The sequence below is a fragment of the Parabacteroides goldsteinii DSM 19448 = WAL 12034 genome (genome assembly GCF_000969835.1).
Classification (GTDB): domain Bacteria; phylum Bacteroidota; class Bacteroidia; order Bacteroidales; family Tannerellaceae; genus Parabacteroides; species Parabacteroides goldsteinii.
Window position 1 is genome coordinate 1,985,649 of record NZ_KQ033912.1, and the last position, 21,718, is coordinate 2,007,366.

The 21,718-nt window shown below is 45.3% G+C and carries 16 protein-coding genes; 11 read left to right on the top strand and 5 right to left on the bottom strand.

The window, feature by feature from the left end; genetic code table 11:
* The first annotated feature begins 1 nt into the window (after nt 1).
* Complete coding sequence (locus HMPREF1535_RS07430; RefSeq protein WP_046145745.1) at nt 2–2,815, top strand: TonB-dependent receptor; 2,814 nt, start codon at nt 2–4, stop codon at nt 2,813–2,815.
* A gap of 78 nt (nt 2,816–2,893) precedes the next feature.
* Here the strand turns inward: HMPREF1535_RS07430 and purN are convergent, their stop codons facing one another.
* Entirely contained in the window at nt 2,894–3,457 is a 564-nt protein-coding gene (gene purN, locus HMPREF1535_RS07435; RefSeq protein ID WP_009860669.1) for a phosphoribosylglycinamide formyltransferase, read from the bottom strand.
* 154 nt (nt 3,458–3,611) lie between these two features.
* Between purN and HMPREF1535_RS07440 the strand changes: the two genes are divergently transcribed.
* Genes HMPREF1535_RS07440 through rnc form a run of 3 tightly spaced genes read left to right on the top strand, consistent with a single transcriptional unit; the run spans nt 3,612 to nt 6,051 of the window.
* A complete protein-coding gene (locus HMPREF1535_RS07440; protein ID WP_009860668.1) occupies nt 3,612–3,848 on the top strand; it encodes an acyl carrier protein in 237 nt (78 codons plus the stop codon).
* Between the two features lie 21 nt (nt 3,849–3,869).
* Nucleotides 3,870–5,135 carry a beta-ketoacyl-ACP synthase II gene (gene fabF / locus HMPREF1535_RS07445; RefSeq protein WP_009860667.1) on the top strand — a complete coding sequence of 422 codons (1,266 nt, stop codon included), beginning with the start codon at nt 3,870–3,872 and terminating at the stop codon, nt 5,133–5,135.
* A gap of 1 nt (nt 5,136) precedes the next feature.
* Nucleotides 5,137–6,051: a ribonuclease III gene (gene rnc, locus HMPREF1535_RS07450; RefSeq protein WP_046145746.1), complete on the top strand. Its 915-nt coding sequence runs from the start codon at nt 5,137–5,139 to the stop codon at nt 6,049–6,051.
* A gap of 4 nt (nt 6,052–6,055) precedes the next feature.
* On the opposite strand, the gene HMPREF1535_RS07455 is transcribed toward rnc, so the two are convergent.
* On the bottom strand, nt 6,056–7,069 hold the full coding sequence (locus HMPREF1535_RS07455) for an ATP-dependent 6-phosphofructokinase (protein WP_010801341.1): 1,014 nt from the start codon (nt 7,067–7,069) through the stop codon (nt 6,056–6,058).
* Between the two features lie 81 nt (nt 7,070–7,150).
* On the opposite strand from HMPREF1535_RS07455, the gene HMPREF1535_RS07460 reads away from it, so the two are divergent.
* Entirely contained in the window at nt 7,151–8,671 is a 1,521-nt protein-coding gene (locus HMPREF1535_RS07460) for a GH3 auxin-responsive promoter family protein (protein WP_046146455.1), read from the top strand.
* Between the two features lie 3 nt (nt 8,672–8,674).
* Here the strand turns inward: HMPREF1535_RS07460 and HMPREF1535_RS07465 are convergent, their stop codons facing one another.
* Nucleotides 8,675–9,436, bottom strand: a complete 762-nt coding sequence (locus HMPREF1535_RS07465; protein ID WP_046145747.1) for a phosphatase PAP2 family protein — start codon at nt 9,434–9,436, stop codon at nt 8,675–8,677.
* Between the two features lie 113 nt (nt 9,437–9,549).
* Between HMPREF1535_RS07465 and HMPREF1535_RS07470 the strand changes: the two genes are divergently transcribed.
* Both HMPREF1535_RS07470 and HMPREF1535_RS07475 read left to right on the top strand, forming a co-directional pair.
* Nucleotides 9,550–10,386 carry a copper resistance protein NlpE N-terminal domain-containing protein gene (locus HMPREF1535_RS07470; RefSeq protein ID WP_046145748.1) on the top strand — a complete coding sequence of 279 codons (837 nt, stop codon included), beginning with the start codon at nt 9,550–9,552 and terminating at the stop codon, nt 10,384–10,386.
* Between the two features lie 126 nt (nt 10,387–10,512).
* Nucleotides 10,513–12,699 (top strand): PAS domain-containing sensor histidine kinase, encoded by a 2,187-nt coding sequence (locus HMPREF1535_RS07475; RefSeq protein WP_010801338.1) that lies wholly within the window; start codon nt 10,513–10,515, stop codon nt 12,697–12,699.
* Nucleotides 12,700–12,737: 38 nt separating this feature from the next.
* Here the strand turns inward: HMPREF1535_RS07475 and HMPREF1535_RS07480 are convergent, their stop codons facing one another.
* On the bottom strand, nt 12,738–14,519 hold the full coding sequence (locus HMPREF1535_RS07480; protein ID WP_392391959.1) for a right-handed parallel beta-helix repeat-containing protein: 1,782 nt from the start codon (nt 14,517–14,519) through the stop codon (nt 12,738–12,740).
* Nucleotides 14,520–14,674: 155 nt separating this feature from the next.
* Here HMPREF1535_RS07480 and HMPREF1535_RS07485 point away from each other — a divergent pair, with 155 nt between their 5' ends.
* The 4 genes from HMPREF1535_RS07485 to HMPREF1535_RS07500 all read left to right on the top strand — a co-directional run bounded on the left by HMPREF1535_RS07485 (nt 14,675) and on the right by HMPREF1535_RS07500 (nt 19,114).
* A complete protein-coding gene (locus tag HMPREF1535_RS07485) occupies nt 14,675–16,645 on the top strand; it encodes a heavy metal translocating P-type ATPase (protein ID WP_046146457.1) in 1,971 nt (656 codons plus the stop codon).
* A gap of 1 nt (nt 16,646) precedes the next feature.
* Nucleotides 16,647–17,057, top strand: coding sequence for a Fur family transcriptional regulator (locus HMPREF1535_RS07490; RefSeq protein ID WP_010801335.1), 411 nt, complete (start codon nt 16,647–16,649; stop codon nt 17,055–17,057).
* Between the two features lie 86 nt (nt 17,058–17,143).
* Nucleotides 17,144–18,619: a cysteine--tRNA ligase gene (gene cysS, locus HMPREF1535_RS07495; protein WP_046145749.1), complete on the top strand. Its 1,476-nt coding sequence runs from the start codon at nt 17,144–17,146 to the stop codon at nt 18,617–18,619.
* Nucleotides 18,620–18,706: 87 nt separating this feature from the next.
* The gene (locus tag HMPREF1535_RS07500) at nt 18,707–19,114 is read left to right on the top strand and encodes a PaaI family thioesterase (protein WP_009860656.1); all 408 of its coding nucleotides are present in this window, start codon (nt 18,707–18,709) and stop codon (nt 19,112–19,114) included.
* Nucleotides 19,115–19,236: 122 nt separating this feature from the next.
* Here the strand turns inward: HMPREF1535_RS07500 and HMPREF1535_RS07505 are convergent, their stop codons facing one another.
* Nucleotides 19,237–21,660, bottom strand: a complete 2,424-nt coding sequence (locus HMPREF1535_RS07505; RefSeq protein WP_046145750.1) for an ABC transporter permease — start codon at nt 21,658–21,660, stop codon at nt 19,237–19,239.
* Nucleotides 21,661–21,718 lie beyond the last annotated feature (58 nt).

The following is a 21,718-nucleotide window of genomic DNA, read 5'->3' on the forward strand; positions in this document are numbered from 1 at the left end:
CATGAAAAAATATACAATACTATTTTTACTTGCCTTCCTGACCGGTCCTGCTTTCGGACAGATCATGAAAGGATTCGTATATGACAAGGAGACCAATGAGCCATTGGCGGGAGTCAATATTACCTATAAAAGGATCACGGGAGAAACAAACGGTACAATTTCCGAAGCAGACGGTTCTTATCAGATCAACCTTCCGGAAGGGGGTGTCGACCTGCTGTTCAGTTACATCGGTTATGAGAACGAACAGGTCCCGGTAGTAATCAACCGGAATGAAACGAAGACAAGAAATATATTCATGCAAGTAAAAGCCAACCTGTTGGGAGATGTGGTAGTCAGTGCCGGACGTTTTGAACAAAAACTAAGCAATGTCACCGTCTCCATGGATTTACTGAAGGCCGAAGATATTACCAAGCAAGCGCCAACCGACCTGAGTGCCACACTGAATACAATGCCGGGAGTCGATATCAACGACAAACAGCCTTCTATCCGTGGTGGTAACGGCTGGACCTACGGCGTCGGTTCACGAAGCCTTGTGCTGATCGACGGAATGAGTGCGCTTACTTCGGGTACAGGAATCATTAACTGGAATATCGTTCCGCTGGAAAATATCGAACAGGTAGAAGTTATGAAAGGGGCCTCTTCCGTACTGTACGGTTCGTCTGCCCTGAACGGTGTAATCAACATCCGGACCAAACGGCCAAGCCTGACACCGGTAACGACCTTGCGTGCTTATTTAGGTATTTACGGCGATCCCGACAACGAGGAATACCGGTGGAGCGACAAATCTTTTTGGAAAGAAGGTAAATATGAGGTAGAGCCATTCCTGCGTAAAAACGTATTCTCCGGTATCCGCAACCCGATTTATGAAGGGATAGACTTCTCACATGCCCGCCGCATCGGAAACTTCGACGTATCGGCCGGACTGAATATGTTTACCGACGAAGGATATAAAAAACAAGGTTACAACAAACGGTTTCGTGCCGGCGGTAACCTGACTTACCATCAGCCGATGAAAGACGGCAATTTGCTGAACTATGGTTTCAACGTAAACTTCATGAGTGACAAATATGCCGATTTCTTCCTCTGGCGTTCGCCGAAAGATGTTTATGAACCGTCTCCCATTGCCAATATGGGACGCGAAGCAAATACTTTCTACATCGACCCGTTCTTTAATTTTACAAACCCGAATAATAATACCTCCCACAAGGTAAAGGCCCGCTTCTATTACCGCGGTGACAATATTGCAGACGGCTCGAACAGCGGGAAGTCGATCACGGACATTTTGGGAAATATGGGTACTGATGTCAATGCCATTACCGGTATTGTGCAAAACGTACAAAACGGCGATTACAGCATGCTCTATCCAATCATCCAGCCGGCTTTGCAAGGCGACCTTAACGGACTGGTAAACGGAACAACCAATCTGCTGGGAAGTATTTTCCCGACAGCGACTACAGCCGATTACTGCGACCTGCTTTCATGGGTGATGAAACGTGGTATTCCTAGCAGTACCTCCGACCTGATCCCTTGGTTGTCCAATGCGATCAACCCGAAAGCTGACCCGGTAACCATCGACAAGAATTATACGTATTATCTGGATTACCAATTCAACAAAAAATGGGACAACGGTACACAGATCACAGCCGGAGCCACTTACGAACATATGCGAAGCACCTCTGTAACGACAGGCAATCACGATAGCGACAATGCAGCCCTGTTCTTCCAGTATGACCAACGCTTTTTCGACCGCCTGAGCGTGTCTGCCGGTATGCGTGCCGAATATTATCGTGTGGACGATTTCCTTCGTGAAGCCGACACAAAGATATTCGGAGCTAAAGTACCTGTCAAACCTATCTTCCGTGCAGGTTTGAATTACCAACTGGCTGATTACAGCTTTATCCGGGCCAGTTTCGGACAAGGCTATCGTTATCCTTCTCTGACCGAGAAATATGCCCGCAAGGATATCGGTGGAGTCGGTGTATTCCCGAACAATGAAGTAAAGGCAGAAAAAGGGGTAAATGCAGAACTGGGTTTCAAACAAGGATATAAATTCGGTAATCTGATGGGATTCTTCGATGTTGCCGGTTTCTATACGCAATATACGGACATGATCGAATTCCGTTTCGGCTTCTTCGACCCCAACTCTTATGCCTATGCCAACAGCACACAGGAAATCCTGGGTATCATCGCCAAAGGTCAGATGCCGGGTATCGGTGCACAATTCTACAATGTATCCAAAGCACGCATCTATGGGGCAGAGATAAGTACAAACGGTTTCTACAACTTCAATCCCGACACCAAGTTATCTTATAACCTGGGATATGTTTTCATCGAACCCGAGGATATCGATTACAAGGAAAAGAATGAAATCGAAGCACAATATAACGACCCTCTCCGTGCCAAGGAAAAATCCAACGACTCCAAATATCTGAAATATCGTCAGAAACACACGGTGAAAGGTGTGCTTGATCTCCAGTGGAAACGCCTGAACCTGGGTATGAATGTGACTTGGAAAAGTAAGATGCTGGCAGTCGATTATCTGATGGTAGACGAGCGCGAAAAAGAACAGCCGGATGCCATGGAGTATATCCGTCAGCTGCTGTATGGAAATATCGGCGGAGAAACGCTTAATACATACTGGAAAGAAAAGAATACGGACTATTGTGTAGTCGACCTGCGTGCCGGCGTAAAGATAACGAAAGACGTATCATTCCAGTTTATGATCAACAATCTCTTTAATAAAGAATATTGCACACGCCCGATGCTGGTATCGGCACCACGCACTTATGTGATGCAATTGAACATGACATTCTGATTAAACCACTAATAGATGAAAAGCCCTGCCGGATCAAGAAATTACCGGTAGGGCTTAATTTTTTATACCTTTTTCTTACTATTTCAATAAGTCATCAATCACATGCGGATAATGAGCATATTCCAATGCATGCACTTTAGTAGCCACTTCTTCAGGGGTATCGGCAGGCAACACCTCACATTTAGCCTGGAAAATGATATCACCTTCATCGTAATTCTCATTTATATAATGTATCGTTATGCCTGACTCTTTCTCGCCGGCAGCAACGACAGCCTCATGCACATGCATCCCATACATTCCCTTTCCGCCATGTTTAGGTAACAGAGCCGGATGAATATTGATGATTTTACCCGGATAAGCTGTCAGTAACGCATCTGAAATCTTATTCATAAAACCAGCCAGAACAATCAAATCGATCTGATATTCCGCCAGTTTCGCCAAAATGGGGGTTCCTTCCACAAATTCGTCGCGGGAAAACACAAAAGACGGAATTCCCAGATTATTGACGCGTGCATGAACGCCCACATTCTTATTATTGGACAAAACAACCGCGACTTTAACGGTTTCACTTTTAGAGAAGTACCGGGCGATATTTTCCGCGTTTGTACCCGAACCGGAGGCAAAAATTGCTACGTTTTTCATATTTTTCTATGTTTTAGTGCACACGAAAAGAAAAAATGTGCAGTTTTCCGCATTTTTAGTGCATTAAATTTGTTTTGTAACATAAAAAATTCTTTTCTTTGCACTGCAAATTTAAAAAGTATATTCGTATTTATTAATCTAAATTGAAAAAGTTATGTCTGAAGTTGCATCTAGAGTAAAGGCTATCATCGTTGACAAATTAAGTGTTGAAGAAACAGAAGTTACAAACGAAGCGAGCTTTACTAATGATTTAGGAGCAGACTCTCTTGACACTGTAGAATTGATTATGGAATTCGAAAAAGAATTCGGTATCTCAATTCCTGATGATCAGGCAGAAAAGATTACAACAGTAGGCGATGCAGTCGCTTATATCGAAGCTAACGCGAAGTAATCAATCCTTTTAATTAAAGGTATGGAATTAAAAAGAGTTGTAGTAACAGGTCTTGGAGCTATTACTCCTCTTGGTAATACCCTCGCAGAAACCTGGGAGGGCCTTATCAACGGGAAGAGTGGAGCGGGACCTATTACTCATTTTGATGCATCAAAATTTAAAACGCACTTTGCCTGCGAAGTTAAAGGTTTTGATCCCTTAGAGGTGATGGACCGTAAGGAAGCTCGCAAATGCGACCGCTATAGTTTATTGGCTATCAGCGCAGCCAAACAGGCTGTTGCAGATGCAGCTATGGACTTGGAGAATGAGAATAAAGATCGTATCGGTGTTATTTTCGCTGCCGGAATCGGTGGTATCAGGACTTTTGAAGAAGAAGTTGCCGGTTATGAAAAAACAAAAGACACCATCGGTCCGAAATTCAACCCGTTCTTCATTCCTAAAATGATTGCAGATATTGCAGCAGGACATATTTCAATGATGTACGGTTTCCGTGGTCCGAACTTTGCGACTGTTTCAGCATGTGCATCTTCAACCAATGCTATTGCCGATGCTTTCAATTACATTCGCTTAGGAAAAGCAAATGCAATTGTTACAGGTGGTGCAGAAGCTGCTATTGCGGCTCCCGGTCTTGGCGGTTTTAATGCGATGAACGCCCTTTCAACCCGAAACGAATCACCGGAAACAGCTTCGCGCCCATTCAGCGCAAGTCGTGACGGATTTGTAATGGGTGAAGGTGCAGCCTGTCTGATTCTTGAAGAGATGGAACATGCATTGGCCAGAGGCGCTAAGATCTATGGTGAAATTGTTGGTGCAGGTATGTCGGCAGACGCTTACCACCTGACAGCTTCTCATCCGGAAGGTCTGGGTGCAAAACTGGTGATGAAGAATGCTCTTGAAGACGCAGAGATGAAACCGGAAGAGATAGACTATATCAATGTTCACGGCACTTCTACCCCGGTAGGAGACATCTCGGAAGCGAAAGCTATTCTGGATGTATTCGGCGAACATGCCTATAAGCTGAACATCAGTTCAACGAAGTCTATGACTGGACACTTACTGGGTGCAGCCGGAGCATTGGAAGCAATTGCTTGTATTATGGCTGTTAATGAAGATATTGTTCCTCCGACTATCAATCATGAAGAAGGAGACAATGATCCTGAAATCGATTACAATCTGAACTTCACGTTCAATAAAGCACAAAAAAGAACGGTTAACGCAGCACTGTCCAATACCTTCGGGTTCGGTGGCCACAATGCCAGCATGATTGTAAAAAAATTTGTAAAGTAAAGTGTTTACACAATTATACAAAAAGATAAGGCTCCTCAAACATAAGAATAAGGAGCCTTATTCTTCTTTATATAAAATACTGGGATTTTACCCCGATAACATCCACGTTTACGAACAGGCTTTCCTGCACAAATCTTCCTCTGTGGAAGCCAGCGATGGAAAATGGCTGAACAACGAACGACTGGAGTTCTTGGGTGATGCCGTATTGGATGCCGTCGTGGCAGATATTGTATACAAACATTTTCAAAATAAACGGGAAGGTTTCCTGACTAATACCCGTTCCAAAATCGTTCAACGCGAAACACTCAATCGCGTAGCCGTTGAACTGGGACTCGACAAAATGGTTGTCTACTCAGCCAAACTGAGTTCTCACAATAATCATATGTATGGCAATGCATTGGAAGCACTGATCGGAGCAATCTATCTGGATCAGGGATACCGTATGTGTTATCATTTTGTAGAAGATGTAATCATCAATAAATACATCGACCTGGATAATATCGCCCGTAAAGAAGTAAACTTCAAATCCAGTCTGATCGAATGGAGCCAGAAAAACAAACTGGAAATTACATTCGAATTGATAGAATCGTTCACCGACAATGACGGTAATCCGGTCTTCCAAACGGGCGTCACACTGGCCGACACACAAATAGGCGTCGGTATCGGTTATTCCAAAAAAGAGTCACAGCAGAACGCTGCTAAGATGGCAATCAAGAAATTGCGTACGGATAAAGTATTCCAGCAATTCATTTCCGAACTGAAAAAGAAACAGACCGGCGAAACAACTGCCGAACATGAGTTTGAAGATCTTCCGGAGGAAGATTCGGCAACGGAGCAGGAACAGGCTCCGGTCAAGCAAGTGACCAATAACAGCCCGCAGTGTATCGATGCCACAATCAATGAAGAAGTTCGGTAATTAATTACTTACCGAACGAAATCCCCATTCTTTCTCCTTGAACGATCAGGTCGTGCTCCGGAGTGACCAGTTTTAATTTACCAGCCACTTCCGACAAGGCTATTGATTCCACATTATTTCCTTTCATGCAGACCATACGCCCGAATTGACGGTTGGCTATCAATTCCGTCGCATGTCCTCCCAGCCGGGTAGCCAGGTTACGGTCGAAAGGGGAAGGATTACCGCCACGCTGGATATATCCCAGCACCGTATCACGAGATTCTATTCCGGTTGCCGCCTCAATTGCACGGGTGATATAATCGGAAGGACGCTTCTTATCGGGCGTTTCCACTCCTTCGGCAACAACAACAATCGAATAGGGTTTGCCACGATGGGCACGGTCGAGAATCGTCTGGTTTACTTTGTCCATATCATATCCCAGTTCGGGAAGCAGTATCACATCCGCTCCTCCCGCCATTCCGGCATAAAGAGCAATCCATCCGGCATGATGCCCCATAACTTCCACTACCATGACCCGTTTATGCGAACTGGCAGTAGAATGCAAACGATCGATCGCATCCGTCGCAATATTGACAGCCGTATCGAAACCGAACGTTATATCCGTTCCCCATACATCATTATCGATTGTTTTAGGAACGCCAATAATATTCAGACCAAGGGCAGAAAGCATTCCGGCTGTCTTCTGTGTACCGTTTCCACCGATACAGACCAGACAGTCTAATCCTAATTCTTCATAATTCTGTATAATAACCTGAGGTTTTTCACTTTCACCGGAGGCAAGTAATTTACGGAATGGTTTCTCGCGGGAAGTACCCAGGATCGTTCCGCCCAGGTTCAGGATACCGGAAAGACTACGTTCGTCGAACGATTGAATATCTTTGTTCAACAAGCCAACAAAACCACTATGAATTCCGACCACTTCCATACCATAATGCATTATGGCAGTTTTACCGACACCACGAATCGTTGCGTTTATACCGGGACAATCACCTCCCGAAGAAAGGATACCTATTTTCATTGTTTTGTTAATTATGTATACGACAAAGATATAAATAAAAAGAGAATGCCTACATTTGCAACCGATACAAATAAAAAGAGCATGGATATTTTAACAAATACAATATCACTACTCTTCCGCCCCCGTCAAAAGGAGATAGAAAAATATGGGCAGGAGACCGACCGACTGCAACGCAAGCAGCTACGGTCGTTATTATCGGCAGCCCGCAACACGGAATGGGGGTTGAAATATGATTATAAAAGTATCAAAAGATATGAAGATTTCTGCCAGCGTGTCCCGTTGCAGATATATGACGACATAAAACCTTACGTCACACGGATGATTAATGGAGAAAGGAACATACTCTGGCCTTCGGTAGTCAAGTGGTACGCCAAAAGCAGCGGCACCACAAACGACAAGAGTAAATTCCTTCCCGTCACTCCGGAAATATTGCAAGGCTGTCACTACAAAGGTGGTTTCGACACGGTTGCCCTCTATCTGAGAAATAATCCGGAAAGTCATTTTTTCTCCAAAAAAGGATTGATTCTGGGCGGTAGCCACAGTCCTTCTCCTCTAAATCAAAAATCCCATTGCGGCGACCTGTCCGCAGTTCTGCTACAGAACCTGAATCCGCTGGTCAACCTGATGCGTGTTCCGGCTAAACGGATCATTCTGATGGATGAATGGGAAAGCAAAATAAAAGCGATCGTAGACAGTACGTGGAATAAGGATGTAAACAGTCTTTCCGGTGTTCCATCCTGGATGCTGGTTCTGATTAAATCGGTACTGAAGAAGACCGGACGGGAATACCTGACCGACGTCTGGCCGAATATGGAAGTATTTTTCCACGGGGGGATCAGTTTCGAACCTTACCGGGAACAATATAAAGCGTTGATTCCTTCGGATAAGATGCATTATATGGAAACATACAATGCATCGGAAGGATTCTTCGGGATACAGGATGATCCGGCAGACCACAGTCTGTTGCTGATGCAGGATTACGGTGTATTCTACGAGTTCATACCGATGTCGGAAGTAGGAACTCCCAATCCGACCGTCTTGCCCTTGGAAGCTGTGGAAACAGGAAAGAATTATGCAATGGTCATAACGACCTCCGGAGGATTATGGCGTTACCAGATCGGAGACACAGTTCGTTTCACCTCTCTTTTCCCGCATAAATTCGTTATTTCGGGAAGAACCAAGCATTATATCAATGCTTTCGGAGAGGAGTTGATGGTAGATAATGCCGACAAAGCGATCAGTAAGGTCAGCCGGCAGACCGGAGCTATCGTCAAAGAATATACAGCAGCCCCTCTTTTTATGCTCGACAAGGCGAAAGGCCGTCATCAATGGTTTATCGAATTTGAAAAGATGCCTCCTTCCATGGAAGAGTTCGCTTCATTACTGGATAAAACATTACAGGAATTAAACTCGGACTATGAGGCCAAACGTTACAAGGAAATATCTCTTCAACCGTTGGAAATCACAATCGCCCATGAAGGCGCCTTCTACGAATGGCTCAAAGAAAAAGGTAAATTAGGCGGCCAGCACAAAATTCCACGCCTCAGCAACGACCGGACACATATCGAACAATTACTGGCTATCAATAAGCAGTTATCTTGATTATCAAAACGAATAAGAGAAATAAACACCTCCTCCCTGCTCATTAAAGGTCGGAGCAATCACCATATTTTGAGCTGCTTTGCGGTTTATCTTACGGGCAATGGCGTTACGAATAGGGAAATAGGTGAGATAAGCCAGTTCGACGGACAAAATACCGAATCCGGCCCCAGCTACAACATCGGCTACCCAATGCCGGTTATTATACAATCTGGAACCCGCAACAAAAAGGGCCAGGGCATATCCTGAATAAGCCAATACAGGACTGCTATCCTTAAATTCCTTATAGGCCATATGTGCCCCTAAAAAAGCATTCGCCGTATGTCCGGAAGGAAAAGAATACGGACCGCCATCCGGACGCATCTCATTTACCGTATATTTCAAGGTACGTGTCATAACAGCATTCATCCCTTCCGCCAGAGTGACAAGGAAAAGCTGATCCACCCAGTTATGCTTTTCTTTCCCCATCAGGTCGCAGACAAATACCCAACCCAGCATCCCCCACTCCATATAATCATCGAGATGAATTTTCTTCACATCGCTTTTCCGCGAGAAAAGATGAAAATCATTCATACCGTCAATAGCCGTACCCACTGCCCCGACTGTAATCAGCGAAGCCGGAAGTATCAGATGTTTCGCATTGAATTTGTACTCGATAACAGGCATCTTCTGTTTTAAACTGTCAGACAACACTGTTTCATTCTGCGCACAGAGAGGCGACAGATATGCTATTATCAGAAAAATTACAGTAAAAAGAGCTGTTCTCATTCCTTGCAGGCTTTATCTTTTATTCAAGCCACAAAGGAACAAAAAATAACTTATCTTTGTTTCTTATAGTGTAACGATATCCGTTTATAAACAAATTAAAAACATTCATTCTGATGAAAAGAACAAACAACGGGCCTATCCTATCCGCCCTTATCCTTTGCACAGGCCTTCTTTTTTCCTGTGGACAACAGAAAGCGAAACAAGAATCCCTGGCTGAAAACGAATCTGCCGAAATGGTTGGAAATGATAAAGACGAACATGGCTGTATTGCTTCTGCCGGTTATACCTGGTCGGAAGTGCAACAAAATTGTATCCGCCTTTTTGAATCGGGAATACGACTGGAAGCCACCGATGGTAAATCATCCGCTTATATCGTTTTCAGCCCGGACTCATTAAAGGCTGAGTTATTTTTCTCAAACGGTACACCGAATGAAATACTCGACCGCCGCTCACTTCCCGCCGGAGGTTATGCCTGGAATATAGAAGACGATGACACTAAGAATATACGTCTCGAAGATGGTATATGGACAATCAGCCAGCGCCAAAAAGAAATATACCGGCAAGACAAGGCGGAAAGCGATGACTCCCTGGGTAAAATGCAAACGCTCACTTATGAAGGTGAGTTGCCTTGCGCCGACTGTCCGGGCATCCGTTACGACCTGACAATCCGTAGTCGTGAACATAGCGGCGATGGTACATTCTCTCTTTCACAGACTTACCTGGAAGCCGAAGACGGTAAAGATGCAACATTCGTCACTACCGGCAGACGGCTTACATTACGTGGAATACCCGGAGACGACAATGCCACCATTTGGCAGTTAATTTCCGATAATGGCGATGAAAGGATGAATTTCCTTTGCGAGAATGATTCTACAATCACTTTGATTGGAGATGATTTCAAAAAAGCAGAATCCGGACTGAACTATAGTTTAAAACGAATAAAGAAGTAATTCTCCCGTACGCACTAAAAGTTGTGAATTTCATCGGGTTTTAATATATTCTATTCTATTTTTTTAATCAGAGAGAAATATATTCAGTAACTTTGCCGACCGGTCAACCTCCGAAATTTATAGGCTATGGCGAATGATGAAAACTCTCTGACAGGCATGAAGCAGTTCCTGGAACTCCTTCCTGATACAGTTTTAATAGTTAATAAAGAAGGTTTTATTGAAGACCTGCTTAATTATCAGCCCGAAATATCTTTGTTCCTTACGCCTCAACAGCAAAAAGGGCAAACTATCCGGGAGCTGTTCTGCTACAAGAATTTAAGAGGTGATTCCGGAAATGAACTCCTGAATGCATTTCTGGATACGATGGAAACGCGTAAATCGAATATAATTCATTACGAAGTTGAAAATGAAGGTCATATTGGTTATGCCGAAGGATATATAATTCCTTTCGAAGATTATACTTTCGGCATATTCCGAAACATGACCAAACGGGTAGAAGCCCAGCTAGAGACTATCAATGAAAAGAACAAACTGACAATGGCCTTAAAAGCCGGAAACCTGTCGGTATGGTCTTATCTCCCCGAAAGCGACTCCTTCGATTTATCTGATGAAAATACGGTGCCACAGCCGGGAATGAAACTATGGGATGTCACCAAACAACTGGTTCCCGAGGACAGAGAACGTCATGTCAAACTGGTCACTGACATTGTTGAAGAGAAACACGAACAAAGCATCGAACAATTCCGCCTGTTAACACCGGAAGGAGAAATACGCTGGTATGAGATTTATTCAATGGGCATACGTGGAGAGAACGGGAAGATAGACCGTCTAATCGGTACCCAAAAAGATATCACAGACCAGAAAAATAAGGTGCAGGAACTGATAGAGAATCGTCAGCAGCGTGATTTACTCCTGCAAATCACAAATATGATTATCTGGGAATATGATAATCAGACTGGCATATTTTCTTCTGCCGGAGAATCCGTATTTTTCAATCAGGATACGACAACAAGAGATATTTATAAAGCAATTGCCCCCGAACATCAGGAAACCTATTTAAAAGCATTCGACGACATTCTGAATAAACGTTCCGAATTTTTGAATATTCAATTCTGCATAAAAGATCTTAACAGTTCATACCGATGGGTCAGGCTGATCGCCAAAGTATCCAAATATGATAAGAATGGAAATGTTCATAAATTGATCGGGACACGCGAAGATATAACGGAAGAGATAGAGCGGGAACAAAAGCTGCGCAACTATATACAACGTAGCGAACTGGCAATCCAGGCCGCTAATATTATCCAATGGGATCTGGATATCAAGACACAGGAATATACCCGGCTGTATCCTGATCCGGTCGCTCCCGGAAACTTCATCCGGGGATCATTCAATTTCACGGTTCACCCGGACGACCGTCTTATTTTACAACAGGAACAGGATAAACGTATCCGCGAATGTAAAGGATACAGCAACCTGCATTTACGGATCATGCTGGACGGAGACACGGATTACCGCTGGACAAATACCTTCTCCGTTCCGCTTGAATATTATCCTGACGGAAGTATTAAAAGCGTAACAGGTCTTCTGATCGATATCACACATATTGAAAAAGTAGAAGAAGGCAACCGGATGAAAATGGCTTTCCTTGCTAATATGAGCCATGAAATACGGACACCGTTGAATGCCATTGTCGGCTTCTCCCAGCTTCTCGCCCAGACAGATGATCATGAGGATAAAGATGAATTTATCCGGATTATCGAAGAAAACAACGATTTGTTACTACAGATTATCAACGACATACTCGACATATCCAAAATCGATGCGGGGAAAATGACCTTTAACTACAGTGATTTTGATATTACAGAAGTCATTGCTGATTTGAAGCAGGTCTATGATTCGCACTTACCATCACAGGTAAAACTTATCTGTAACCTGCCTTATAAAAGGTACATTATCCATTCCGAAAAGAACAGGCTGATACAGGTAATCACCAACTTACTGAACAATGCAGCCAAATTCACCTCGGAAGGCTCGATTACAATCGGTTATGAAGTCATTCCAAACGGATTATCTTTCTATGTTTCCGATACAGGAAAAGGGATAGACAAAGAGAATTTAAACCATGTATTTGAACGGTTCGCCAAATTCGACAAGTTCGTTCCCGGAACCGGACTCGGCTTATCTATCTGCCAAATGATTGTCAACAAGCTGGGCGGAGAAATGTCTGTTGAATCGGAATTAGGGAAAGGAAGTACGTTCCGGTTTACAATAGCATGTGATATAAAATCATCAGACCTTCTCAAAAAATAGATTTTGAAAAGGTCTGACAATGCTATTCAAAAGGCAGATTAATTCTCTACCTTCACATCGCGCTTCTCGTCGAAGCCGCCGTCAAACTGATTATCCTTGATTTCTGAATGAATCACACGCTGGAAGAAGAAACGGTGTTTGTTCCAGTGGAAAGCCGGATATTGATTATTCTGTTTGATTGTGTTGTTACGGAAAATCAGGCCGTCTACCGATTTAGCATACAGGATCGGGGCATCGAATGTTTCAAACTCGTTATTCTCAATGACTATATTACTATGGAAATACTTTTTCTGGTCTTTCAGGTCGGGTATTTCCGGATAGATGGAAATAACGGCATTTGTGAACTGGAACATATTCGTCAATGAATTGATGAATTTATTGTTACGAATCTCCACATCATGGCAGGCACCGGTCTCAAACCAACCATTACAGTCACCACAGAGCAGAATGGCCGTACCGGATGTATGGTCGAATACATTCTTTTCAACAATTGTCTTCTTCGGCGTGCTGAACAGGGAACCACGGGCACGGTTATTACGGATTACGTTGTCTGCAAAATAAACTTCAGGAGTCCACTCCAAATTCTCGACACCGAATGTTCCTTTCTCACTGATAGCCGGATCGACCGGTTTCTCAAAAACAATCTCAAACACTTTAGCTCCGTGGGCACTTGGCTTATCCAACGCTTTGATGGCGGAAACCTTATTCGGGTCGCCGATTATCTCCATTGTTTTTGAGTCGATAAACTGTACGGCATTCCCAGGGAATCCCCATTCAAAGCCATAACTTTGCGGATGCATATATTCACCTACCAGCGTTTTATCATCTACACGTTTCTGGATTTTCAGATAAGTTCCGTGTACATTGATGGCGTCGTCCATCATACCTTCGTACAAGCCGCCTACAGAAACGATTTTTCCTTTACAACCGGAGAAATGAGTGGCATCTGCCTGCGTCGTGAAGTAACGGGGATCGTTATCACCACGAAGACATACGGAGAATTTATCCAGTGTGATATTCTCACTCATCTGCGCCAGTAATCCCATACCTTCTGCATAATGAACCCGGATATTTTCAAGTGTTGTATTCGTATCATAAGAAACAAAGATACCCGGTGTCGGACGTCCCCAGCCGCGCATGGCAACAACTGTCCCCGGAATCAGTTTCTTGTTATTCCATTTAGTTGATTTAAGCACGCGGGGAGAAACTTCCGATACGCCTTTAGAACCTACAGCAATATCGCTGGTTGTATAAACGAGGCGTTTGGTATCTCCTTCAAAAGCGATGCCCCAGACCGGAGCATGCTCCCAACCTTCACCTTTGGCATAAAATACACTGTCACGGATTTCATATTCCACCCAGGGAGCCACCTCATAGGTAATGGCACCGGCAACCGTATCGTTCTCCAATATCTTTACCTGGCTGATATGCGGATTCTCAAAGTCGATACTAAAATTCTTCAAGGTACAGTTTTCCGAATTAATCAATGAAACAGGTAACATACGGCCATGAAAAATCAATTCCGAACCTTGTGCATCGAAAATGACATTCCTCATATTCTCAAAAGGCAGTCCCACCAATTTAGGATTATCCTGGTCGTGGTTGGAGATAAAATACTCCTTTTGCGCTGCACCTTCGGGATAGAAATCATAGCGACCTTTAGGGAGTACGATTGTTATCGTATCATCGCCTGTATGGGATACGGCTATCTGTTCCAAAGCCTTCGCCATCAAAGGGGAAGCATTATCTTTCTTGTCGGGAGTCAGGCCAAAGTTCGACAAGTCATACTGATTCTTTGTCTGGGAGCAGGAACAGAGCATGGCCAGACAGCATAAAATACCAATAAAAGTCCGAGAGTTTTTCATATTATTCATTTTCTAAACATTAACTCGACAAATATACGGATTCTTTGCAACTTTGTTGCACCTCATAACACCTACCTTTGTATCAGGAAAATAAATAAAACATGACAGATATGGGACATTGCAGTTGTAATCATTGCCATACGGAACGTAAAAGAAAAATTTCGCCTTATCTTCTTCCGGCAATTTCCTTCGGGATGTTACTGGGAGGAATTGCGATGCAGGTAGCGGAGGCCGGATTCTTCGACCCAACCGTCAGATTTATATGGTATGCACTCGCTTATCTGCCGGTCGGACTTCCGGTGATGAAAGAGGCGGTTGAAAGTATTCGCAAAAAAGAAATATTCAGTGAATTCACGCTTATGTGTATCGCTACACTCGGCGCATTCTATATCGGGGAATATCCGGAAGGTGTGGCTGTTATGTTATTCTATTCCGTCGGCGAACTGTTTCAGGAAAATGCATTGTCGAAGGCCCGTAAAAATATCAGTGCGCTGCTCGACGTCCGGCCCGAAACAGCAGTTGTTATTCGTGATAACGAACGTGTCCCGTTAGCTCCGGCCGATGTAATTCCGGGAGAAATCATAGAGGTGAAAGCCGGAGAAAGAGTTCCTCTCGATGGTAAATTACTCAGCGGAGCCGCTTCCTTCAACACCGCAGCACTTACGGGAGAAAGCGTTCCGCGTACGATTAGTCCGAATGAAAATGTCTTGGCCGGAATGATTGTGACCGATAAGGTAATCCGGCTGGAAGTAACCAAACCATATAACCAAAGCGCCCTGGCACGTATTCTTGAACTGGTGCAGAATGCATCCGAACGGAAAGCGCCGGCCGAACTGTTTATCCGGAAATTTGCCCGCATTTATACACCAATCGTAACCGGACTGGCTTTTCTGATTGTCCTCATACCTTATCTTTATTCATTGGTACAGCCGGACTTCCTGTTCATCTTTAACGAATGGTTATACCGTGCGCTGGTATTTCTTGTTATCTCTTGCCCCTGTGCATTGGTTATCAGCATTCCACTGGGATATTTCGGAGGCATCGGAGCAGCTTCGCGGCAGGGAATCTTGTTTAAAGGAGGTAACTATCTCGACGCCATCACCAAGATAAATACGGTCGTATTCGACAAGACAGGTACGCTCACCAAAGGAGTCTTTGAAGTACGAAGCCTGTCTACGGAAAATAACGTTCCTGAAAAAGAACTGCTCCGAATCATTGCTTCTGTCGAAAGCCGGAGCAACCACCCTATTGCCAAAGCGATCCTGGCATACGCCCAAGAGCAGCAGGTAACAATCGACACAACCATCGATACGACCGAACTGGCAGGTTACGGATTAAAAGCAATAGTCGACGGGAAGGAAGTATTAGTAGGTAACCCCCGTCTGTTGGACTCGGAAGGTGTTTTGTTTCCTCCTAATGAAACAAGTGTTTCACCATATAGAAACAACTGTTTCATTAGGAGGAAACAGAATCCGGATACCGTGGTTGTCTGTGCGATCGACCGGCAATACGCCGGTTATATCCTGCTTGCCGATACGCCCAAAGAAGATGCAGTGGAAGCTATCAAACAATTAAAAGACTTAAATATTAATAACCTGGAAATATTATCAGGCGATAAACAAATTATTGTTTCTAAATTAGCTACACAATTGGGGATTCCCCGGGCCTACGGCGACCTGCTGCCGGAAGGAAAGGTCGCCCACCTGGAAGCATTGAAGCAGGACAAAACAAACAAAATCGCTTTCGTCGGCGACGGGATAAACGATGCGCCAGTCCTTGCATTAAGCGACATAGGCATTGCCATGGGAGGCCTCGGAAGCGATGCCGCCATCGAAACGGCCGACGTCGTAATACAGACCGACCAGCCCAGCAAAGTGGCAACGGCGATCCGCATCGGAAAGTTTACACGTACTATCGTGTGGCAAAACATAGCATTGGCCTTCGGTGTCAAACTGATTGTTCTGATGCTGGGAGCCGGAGGAATTGCTACCATGTGGGAAGCGGTTTTTGCCGATGTCGGTGTTGCTTTGCTGGCAATCCTCAATGCCGTACGAATATTAAAGACGACTAAAACAGATTGATATGGATGCTTATTTAGATATATTGAAACAAAGAGAAATCAGACCGACAGCCATCCGCCTGCTTATCCTGAAAGCGATGATGCGATTTGAAAGAGCTTTCAGCCTGCTCGATCTGGAAAATGAGTTGGACACGGTAGACAAATCGACCGTATCGAGGACTATCAACCTTTTCCTGGATCATCACCTTATCCATTGTATCGACGACGGTTCAGGTTCTTTGAAATATTCGGTTTGCGGCAACGGTTGCAATTGTTCCGTCAGTGAACTTCATGCGCATTTTTATTGTTTGAAGTGCCACAGGACATTCTGCCTGCGGAATATTCCGGTGCCGATGGTCGAATTACCCCGTAATTTTACGCTGGAAAGTATAAACTATGTATTAAAAGGTTGCTGCGAAGATTGCTCAAAATAGACAAAGGCATTATCTTTGCATTCTGTCTTCCTCAGTATTACGATGATACAGGCAAAGACAAAGCAACTTTTAAAGTATGAACAGATATGGAACATCCATTAAGTATTTACAACACGCTCACAAGAAAGAAGGAACAATTTATCCCGTTGCATGAACCCCACGTAGGCATGTATGTCTGTGGTCCGACGGTCTATGGCGATGCGCATCTGGGACACGCCCGCCCGGCTATCACATTCGACCTGTTGTTCCGTTATCTTACACATATAGGATACAAAGTACGTTATGTACGCAACATTACCGACGTAGGCCATCTGGAACACGATGCCGATGAAGGCGAAGACAAAATTGCCAAGAAAGCCCGTCTGGAACAGTTGGAGCCGATGGAAGTGGTGCAGTTCTACCTGAACCGTTACCACAAGGCGATGGATGCCCTCAACGTGCTTCCTCCCAGCATCGAACCGCATGCTTCGGGCCATATCATCGAGCAAATCGAACTGGTAAAGAAGATTCTTGACAACGGATATGCTTATGAAAGCGAAGGTTCCGTTTATTTTGACGTAGAGAAATACAACAAAGACCATAATTACGGTATCCTTTCAGGCCGTAATATCGAAGATATGCTGAATACGACCCGTGCGCTGGACGGCCAGGACGAGAAGCATAACCCGATCGACTTCGCCCTCTGGAAATGTGCGCAACCCGAACATATCATGCGCTGGCCTTCTCCGTGGAGCGACGGTTTCCCCGGATGGCACTGCGAATGTACGGCGATGGGCAAGAAATACCTGGGACAGCATTTCGATATCCACGGGGGGGGCATGGACCTGATCTTCCCGCACCATGAATGCGAGATTGCACAGGCTGTCGCTTCACAAGGGGATGATATGGTTCACTACTGGATGCATAACAATATGATTACCATCAACGGACAGAAGATGGGTAAATCGCTCGGTAACTTTATCACGCTGGATGAGTTCTTCACCGGCGACCACAAAATGCTGAGCCAGGCTTATTCGGCCATGACAATCCGCTTCTTCATCCTCCAGGCGCATTACCGCAGTACGGTAGATTTCAGCAATGAAGCCCTGCAAGCCGCAGAAAAAGGATTGAGCCGTCTGATGGATGCTTACAACCACCTGCAAAAGCTGACAGCTTCGGATGCCTCGACAGTAGATGTGAAAGACCTTCGCAAGAAATGTTATGACGCTTTAAATGACGACCTGAACTCTCCGATTGTCATCTCTCATCTGTTCGATGCCTCCCGCGCCATCAATTCCGTAAAGGATGGCAAAGCGACTATCTCGGCTGAAGACCTGAAAGAGTTGAAAGAAGTATTCCACACTTTCGTATTCGATATCCTGGGAATGAAAGACGAAGCATCTGCCGGAGGTGACAATTATGAGACATTCGGTAAAGCTGTAGACCTCTTGCTGACTATCCGCCAACAGGCAAAAGCCAATAAGGATTGGGCTACTTCCGACAAGATTCGTAACGAACTGACTGCTATGGGATTCGAGATTAAGGATACCAAAGACGGAGCAGAATGGAAGCTAAGTAAATAATCAATCAATCGGTCAATGTGCCAATATGCCAATCGGAATATACATTATTGGCACATTGGCATATTTTCAAATTAGCATATTATCGTAATGACAATAAACGAATTTCTTCAAGGCGACAAATTTGCCTTATTTGCCGGGGTAGAATTACTGGAAACGGGCAATGGTTATGCCAAAGCCCGTATGGAGATAAAACCGATGCACCTGAACGGTGGCGGTGTCTGCCAGGGAGGTGCCATCTTTACGCTGGCCGACCTGGCGTTTGCGGCAGCTACCAACAGTCATGCCCGGCTGACATTGTCCATCACTTCCAATATCAACTTCTTCAAAGCCGAAAGCAAAGGATTCCTATATGCTGAAGCACGGGAAGTATTCAGCCATAAACGGCTTGCCAACTGCGAAGTAAATATCACGAATGAAGCCGGAGAACTGATTGCAACGTTCAGCGGCTCCGGATACAGGAAAGACACGGAACTTCCGTTTGCACCGATAGAATAAAACGAAATGTCAATCGACAAACAGGTATAAAATACATTATCTACCTGAATAGTAGACGTGAAACAATGTGCCAATATGAGGAATGCTATTTCCATTGGCATTCCTCATATTGGCACATTATTTTACTCGTACCGCAACGACCGGGCAGGTTTGCTAAGGATTGTTTTAGCAGTCTGCCAGCCTATGGTCAACAGGGAAATCACACACAACAAAATCACCGGAACCAGGAAGAACCAGGCTTTCCAGTCGGTGCGGAACGAATAATTGCTCAGCCAGCCGTCCATGACCCACCAGGAGAGAGGAAGAGCTATCACTATCGCAATGCCGATCAGGACAAAGAACTCACGTCCCAGTTCATAGAACAGCTGTATTTTGGAAGCACCCAAGACTTTACGTATACCCATTTCACGAACACGGGTCGAACAGGAGAACATCACCAGCACCCAAAGTCCCATGCAGGAGATGAAAATCGCCAGTATCGCAAAGAGAGCTACAATCAACCCGAACACCTCATCCTGCCGGTATTGCTGGTCGAAGAACTGGTCGAGGAAGAAGTAATCATAGCTGGAATCCGGGAAATAACGGTTCCAGACCGTCTCCGCCTGCTTCACCAACTCACGAGGATTGGCATTCTCCATCACCACGGAGATATAACGCTGCTTCATCCAGCTCAGTTTGTCGTGAAGGGCGAACAGGATAGGTGTATAGCCTTTATTCAGGGACTGCTGATGATAATCTTTCACCACACCGATAATCTTCATCGGCTGGTCTACCGTCTCCACGGAAAGACGTTCGCCAATCGCGGCATCGGCCGAGGCAAAGCCCAATGTACGGACGGCTGCCTCATTCAGGACGATATTATATACATCACCACCGAAATCCTCCCCGAAACCACGGCCGGCAACAAACTTCAGGTCGTAGGCATCCAGATAATAGTAATCGCAACTGAGCATTTCCAGCAGGCGGGTTTGCTTTGTGGCATCACTCAAACGGACAATAGACAGGAAATCAGCCACCTCCGTCCCGGGAACGGCACCGGAAACCGTCACATTCTTCACGGAAGGCAATGCCTTCAACTCCCTTTTCATCGCCGTCAGCTTCGTAGACAGTTCCTCGCAATGCGCCGGAAATTTCAACACCAACGTCTGGTCCACACGGACACCCAGCGAGGCCTGACGCATAAACTGCAACTGTGCATACACGATCAGCGTCCCGCAGAGCAAAGCCATCGACGCCGTATATTGCAAAACGACCAGCACCTTACGGGTCGTCGCCGCATTCTTCGTATGCGTGAACTTCCCTTTCAGCATCCGGATTGGCTTAATACCCGACAAAATCGTCGCCGGATAGAAACCGGACAGGAACACGCCCAAGGCGAAAATCAACAACAGCATCCACCCCAACGAGGTCGTCACCCACACAGAGAATCCCAGGTCACGCCCGGTCAGGCTGTTAAAAGCAGGCATCAACGCCTCCATCAACCCGATAGCCAGGATAAAGGCAATCCCATTCGTTATCAGCGATTCGAACAGGAACTGTGCCACGATTTGCCGGCGGCTCGCCCCCGAAGCCCTTCGAATGCCGATCTCTTTGGCCCGTTCCATCGAGCGGGCAACCGTCATATTGATATAATTGATCCAGGCAATGCACAGGATAGCCAACGCCGTACATATCAGCACCAGCATGGAAGAACTGTTCCCCTTCGTCTCCGGCTCATACGCCTTTTGCGGATTCAGGTGGATATCGCGCAGGTTGGTCAATTCGATTGCCCAGGTCTTATTCTTCAGCGCCTCTTCCGTCTTGTATTTCTCCGCCATTGCAGGGAAGGCTTCTTCCACCTGTTTCTTCAGGGCGGGCGACTTCAGGAGGACGTATGAGTACACTTCGTGGCGATACCAGTATTCATCCATCCATTTCGGAAGAGTTTCGTAGGAGATCATCATGCTGTAACGCACATGCGAGTTGACGGGCATATCTTTCATGATGCCGGTCACTTCGCACGCCTCTTCGCCGATATTGCTGCGGAAAATCAGTATCTTCCCAATCGGGTCGGCCCCTTTGAAGTATTTATTGGCGATGCGCTCGGTTATCACCACCTTGTTCGGCCCGTCGAGGCAGGTATTCTTATCCCCTTTCAGTAATTCATAATCGAAGAAGTTGAAATAATTCTTCTCGGCATACCCGATGCCTGTCTCACGGTAGAGCAGTTCGTTGTATTTCACGACCTGCTCCGGATAGTACTGGCTGCCGACGCGGGTATAATCCTCCACGCCCGCCAGGTTACGTTTCATAGCGGTGGCGTAGCCGGCCGAACTGCTCGCCCAGTCATCCGTCAGTTCGCCGTTTTCGTAGAAACGTGCTTCCACGCGGAAGATGCGGTCGGCACGGCTGTGCATATCGTCGTAGCTATATTCGAAAGCCACGTAGGTCAGAATCAGCAGGGCGGCCGCCATACCGATTGCCAGGCCGATTATATTGATTGCACTGAAGCCTTTCTTTTTCGTCAGGCTGCGCAGGGCACTGTTCCAATAGTTTGAAATAATCATAGTATTCTGAATCTGTCAATAAAATATTAGTACTTCACTTTATCCTGTCTGTGATGAC

Excerpts from the sequence above, each read along its gene's own strand:
- HMPREF1535_RS07430 (WP_046145745.1), top strand. The coding sequence starts at position 2 with ATGAAAAAATATACAATACTATTTTTACTTGCCTTCCTGACCGGTCCT.
- purN (WP_009860669.1), bottom strand. The coding sequence starts at position 3,457 with ATGAAAAACGTAGCAATTTTTGCCTCCGGTTCGGGTACAAACGCGGAA.
- HMPREF1535_RS07440 (WP_009860668.1), top strand. The coding sequence starts at position 3,612 with ATGTCTGAAGTTGCATCTAGAGTAAAGGCTATCATCGTTGACAAATTA.
- fabF (WP_009860667.1), top strand. The coding sequence starts at position 3,870 with ATGGAATTAAAAAGAGTTGTAGTAACAGGTCTTGGAGCTATTACTCCT.
- HMPREF1535_RS07455 (WP_010801341.1), bottom strand. The coding sequence starts at position 7,069 with ATGAAAATAGGTATCCTTTCTTCGGGAGGTGATTGTCCCGGTATAAAC.
- HMPREF1535_RS07460 (WP_046146455.1), top strand. The coding sequence starts at position 7,151 with ATGGATATTTTAACAAATACAATATCACTACTCTTCCGCCCCCGTCAA.
- HMPREF1535_RS07465 (WP_046145747.1), bottom strand. The coding sequence starts at position 9,436 with ATGAGAACAGCTCTTTTTACTGTAATTTTTCTGATAATAGCATATCTG.
- HMPREF1535_RS07470 (WP_046145748.1), top strand. The coding sequence starts at position 9,550 with ATGAAAAGAACAAACAACGGGCCTATCCTATCCGCCCTTATCCTTTGC.
- HMPREF1535_RS07475 (WP_010801338.1), top strand. The coding sequence starts at position 10,513 with ATGGCGAATGATGAAAACTCTCTGACAGGCATGAAGCAGTTCCTGGAA.
- HMPREF1535_RS07480 (WP_392391959.1), bottom strand. The coding sequence starts at position 14,519 with ATGCTCTGTTCCTGCTCCCAGACAAAGAATCAGTATGACTTGTCGAAC.
- HMPREF1535_RS07485 (WP_046146457.1), top strand. The coding sequence starts at position 14,675 with ATGGGACATTGCAGTTGTAATCATTGCCATACGGAACGTAAAAGAAAA.
- HMPREF1535_RS07490 (WP_010801335.1), top strand. The coding sequence starts at position 16,647 with ATGGATGCTTATTTAGATATATTGAAACAAAGAGAAATCAGACCGACA.
- cysS (WP_046145749.1), top strand. The coding sequence starts at position 17,144 with ATGGAACATCCATTAAGTATTTACAACACGCTCACAAGAAAGAAGGAA.
- HMPREF1535_RS07500 (WP_009860656.1), top strand. The coding sequence starts at position 18,707 with ATGACAATAAACGAATTTCTTCAAGGCGACAAATTTGCCTTATTTGCC.
- HMPREF1535_RS07505 (WP_046145750.1), bottom strand. The coding sequence starts at position 21,660 with ATGATTATTTCAAACTATTGGAACAGTGCCCTGCGCAGCCTGACGAAA.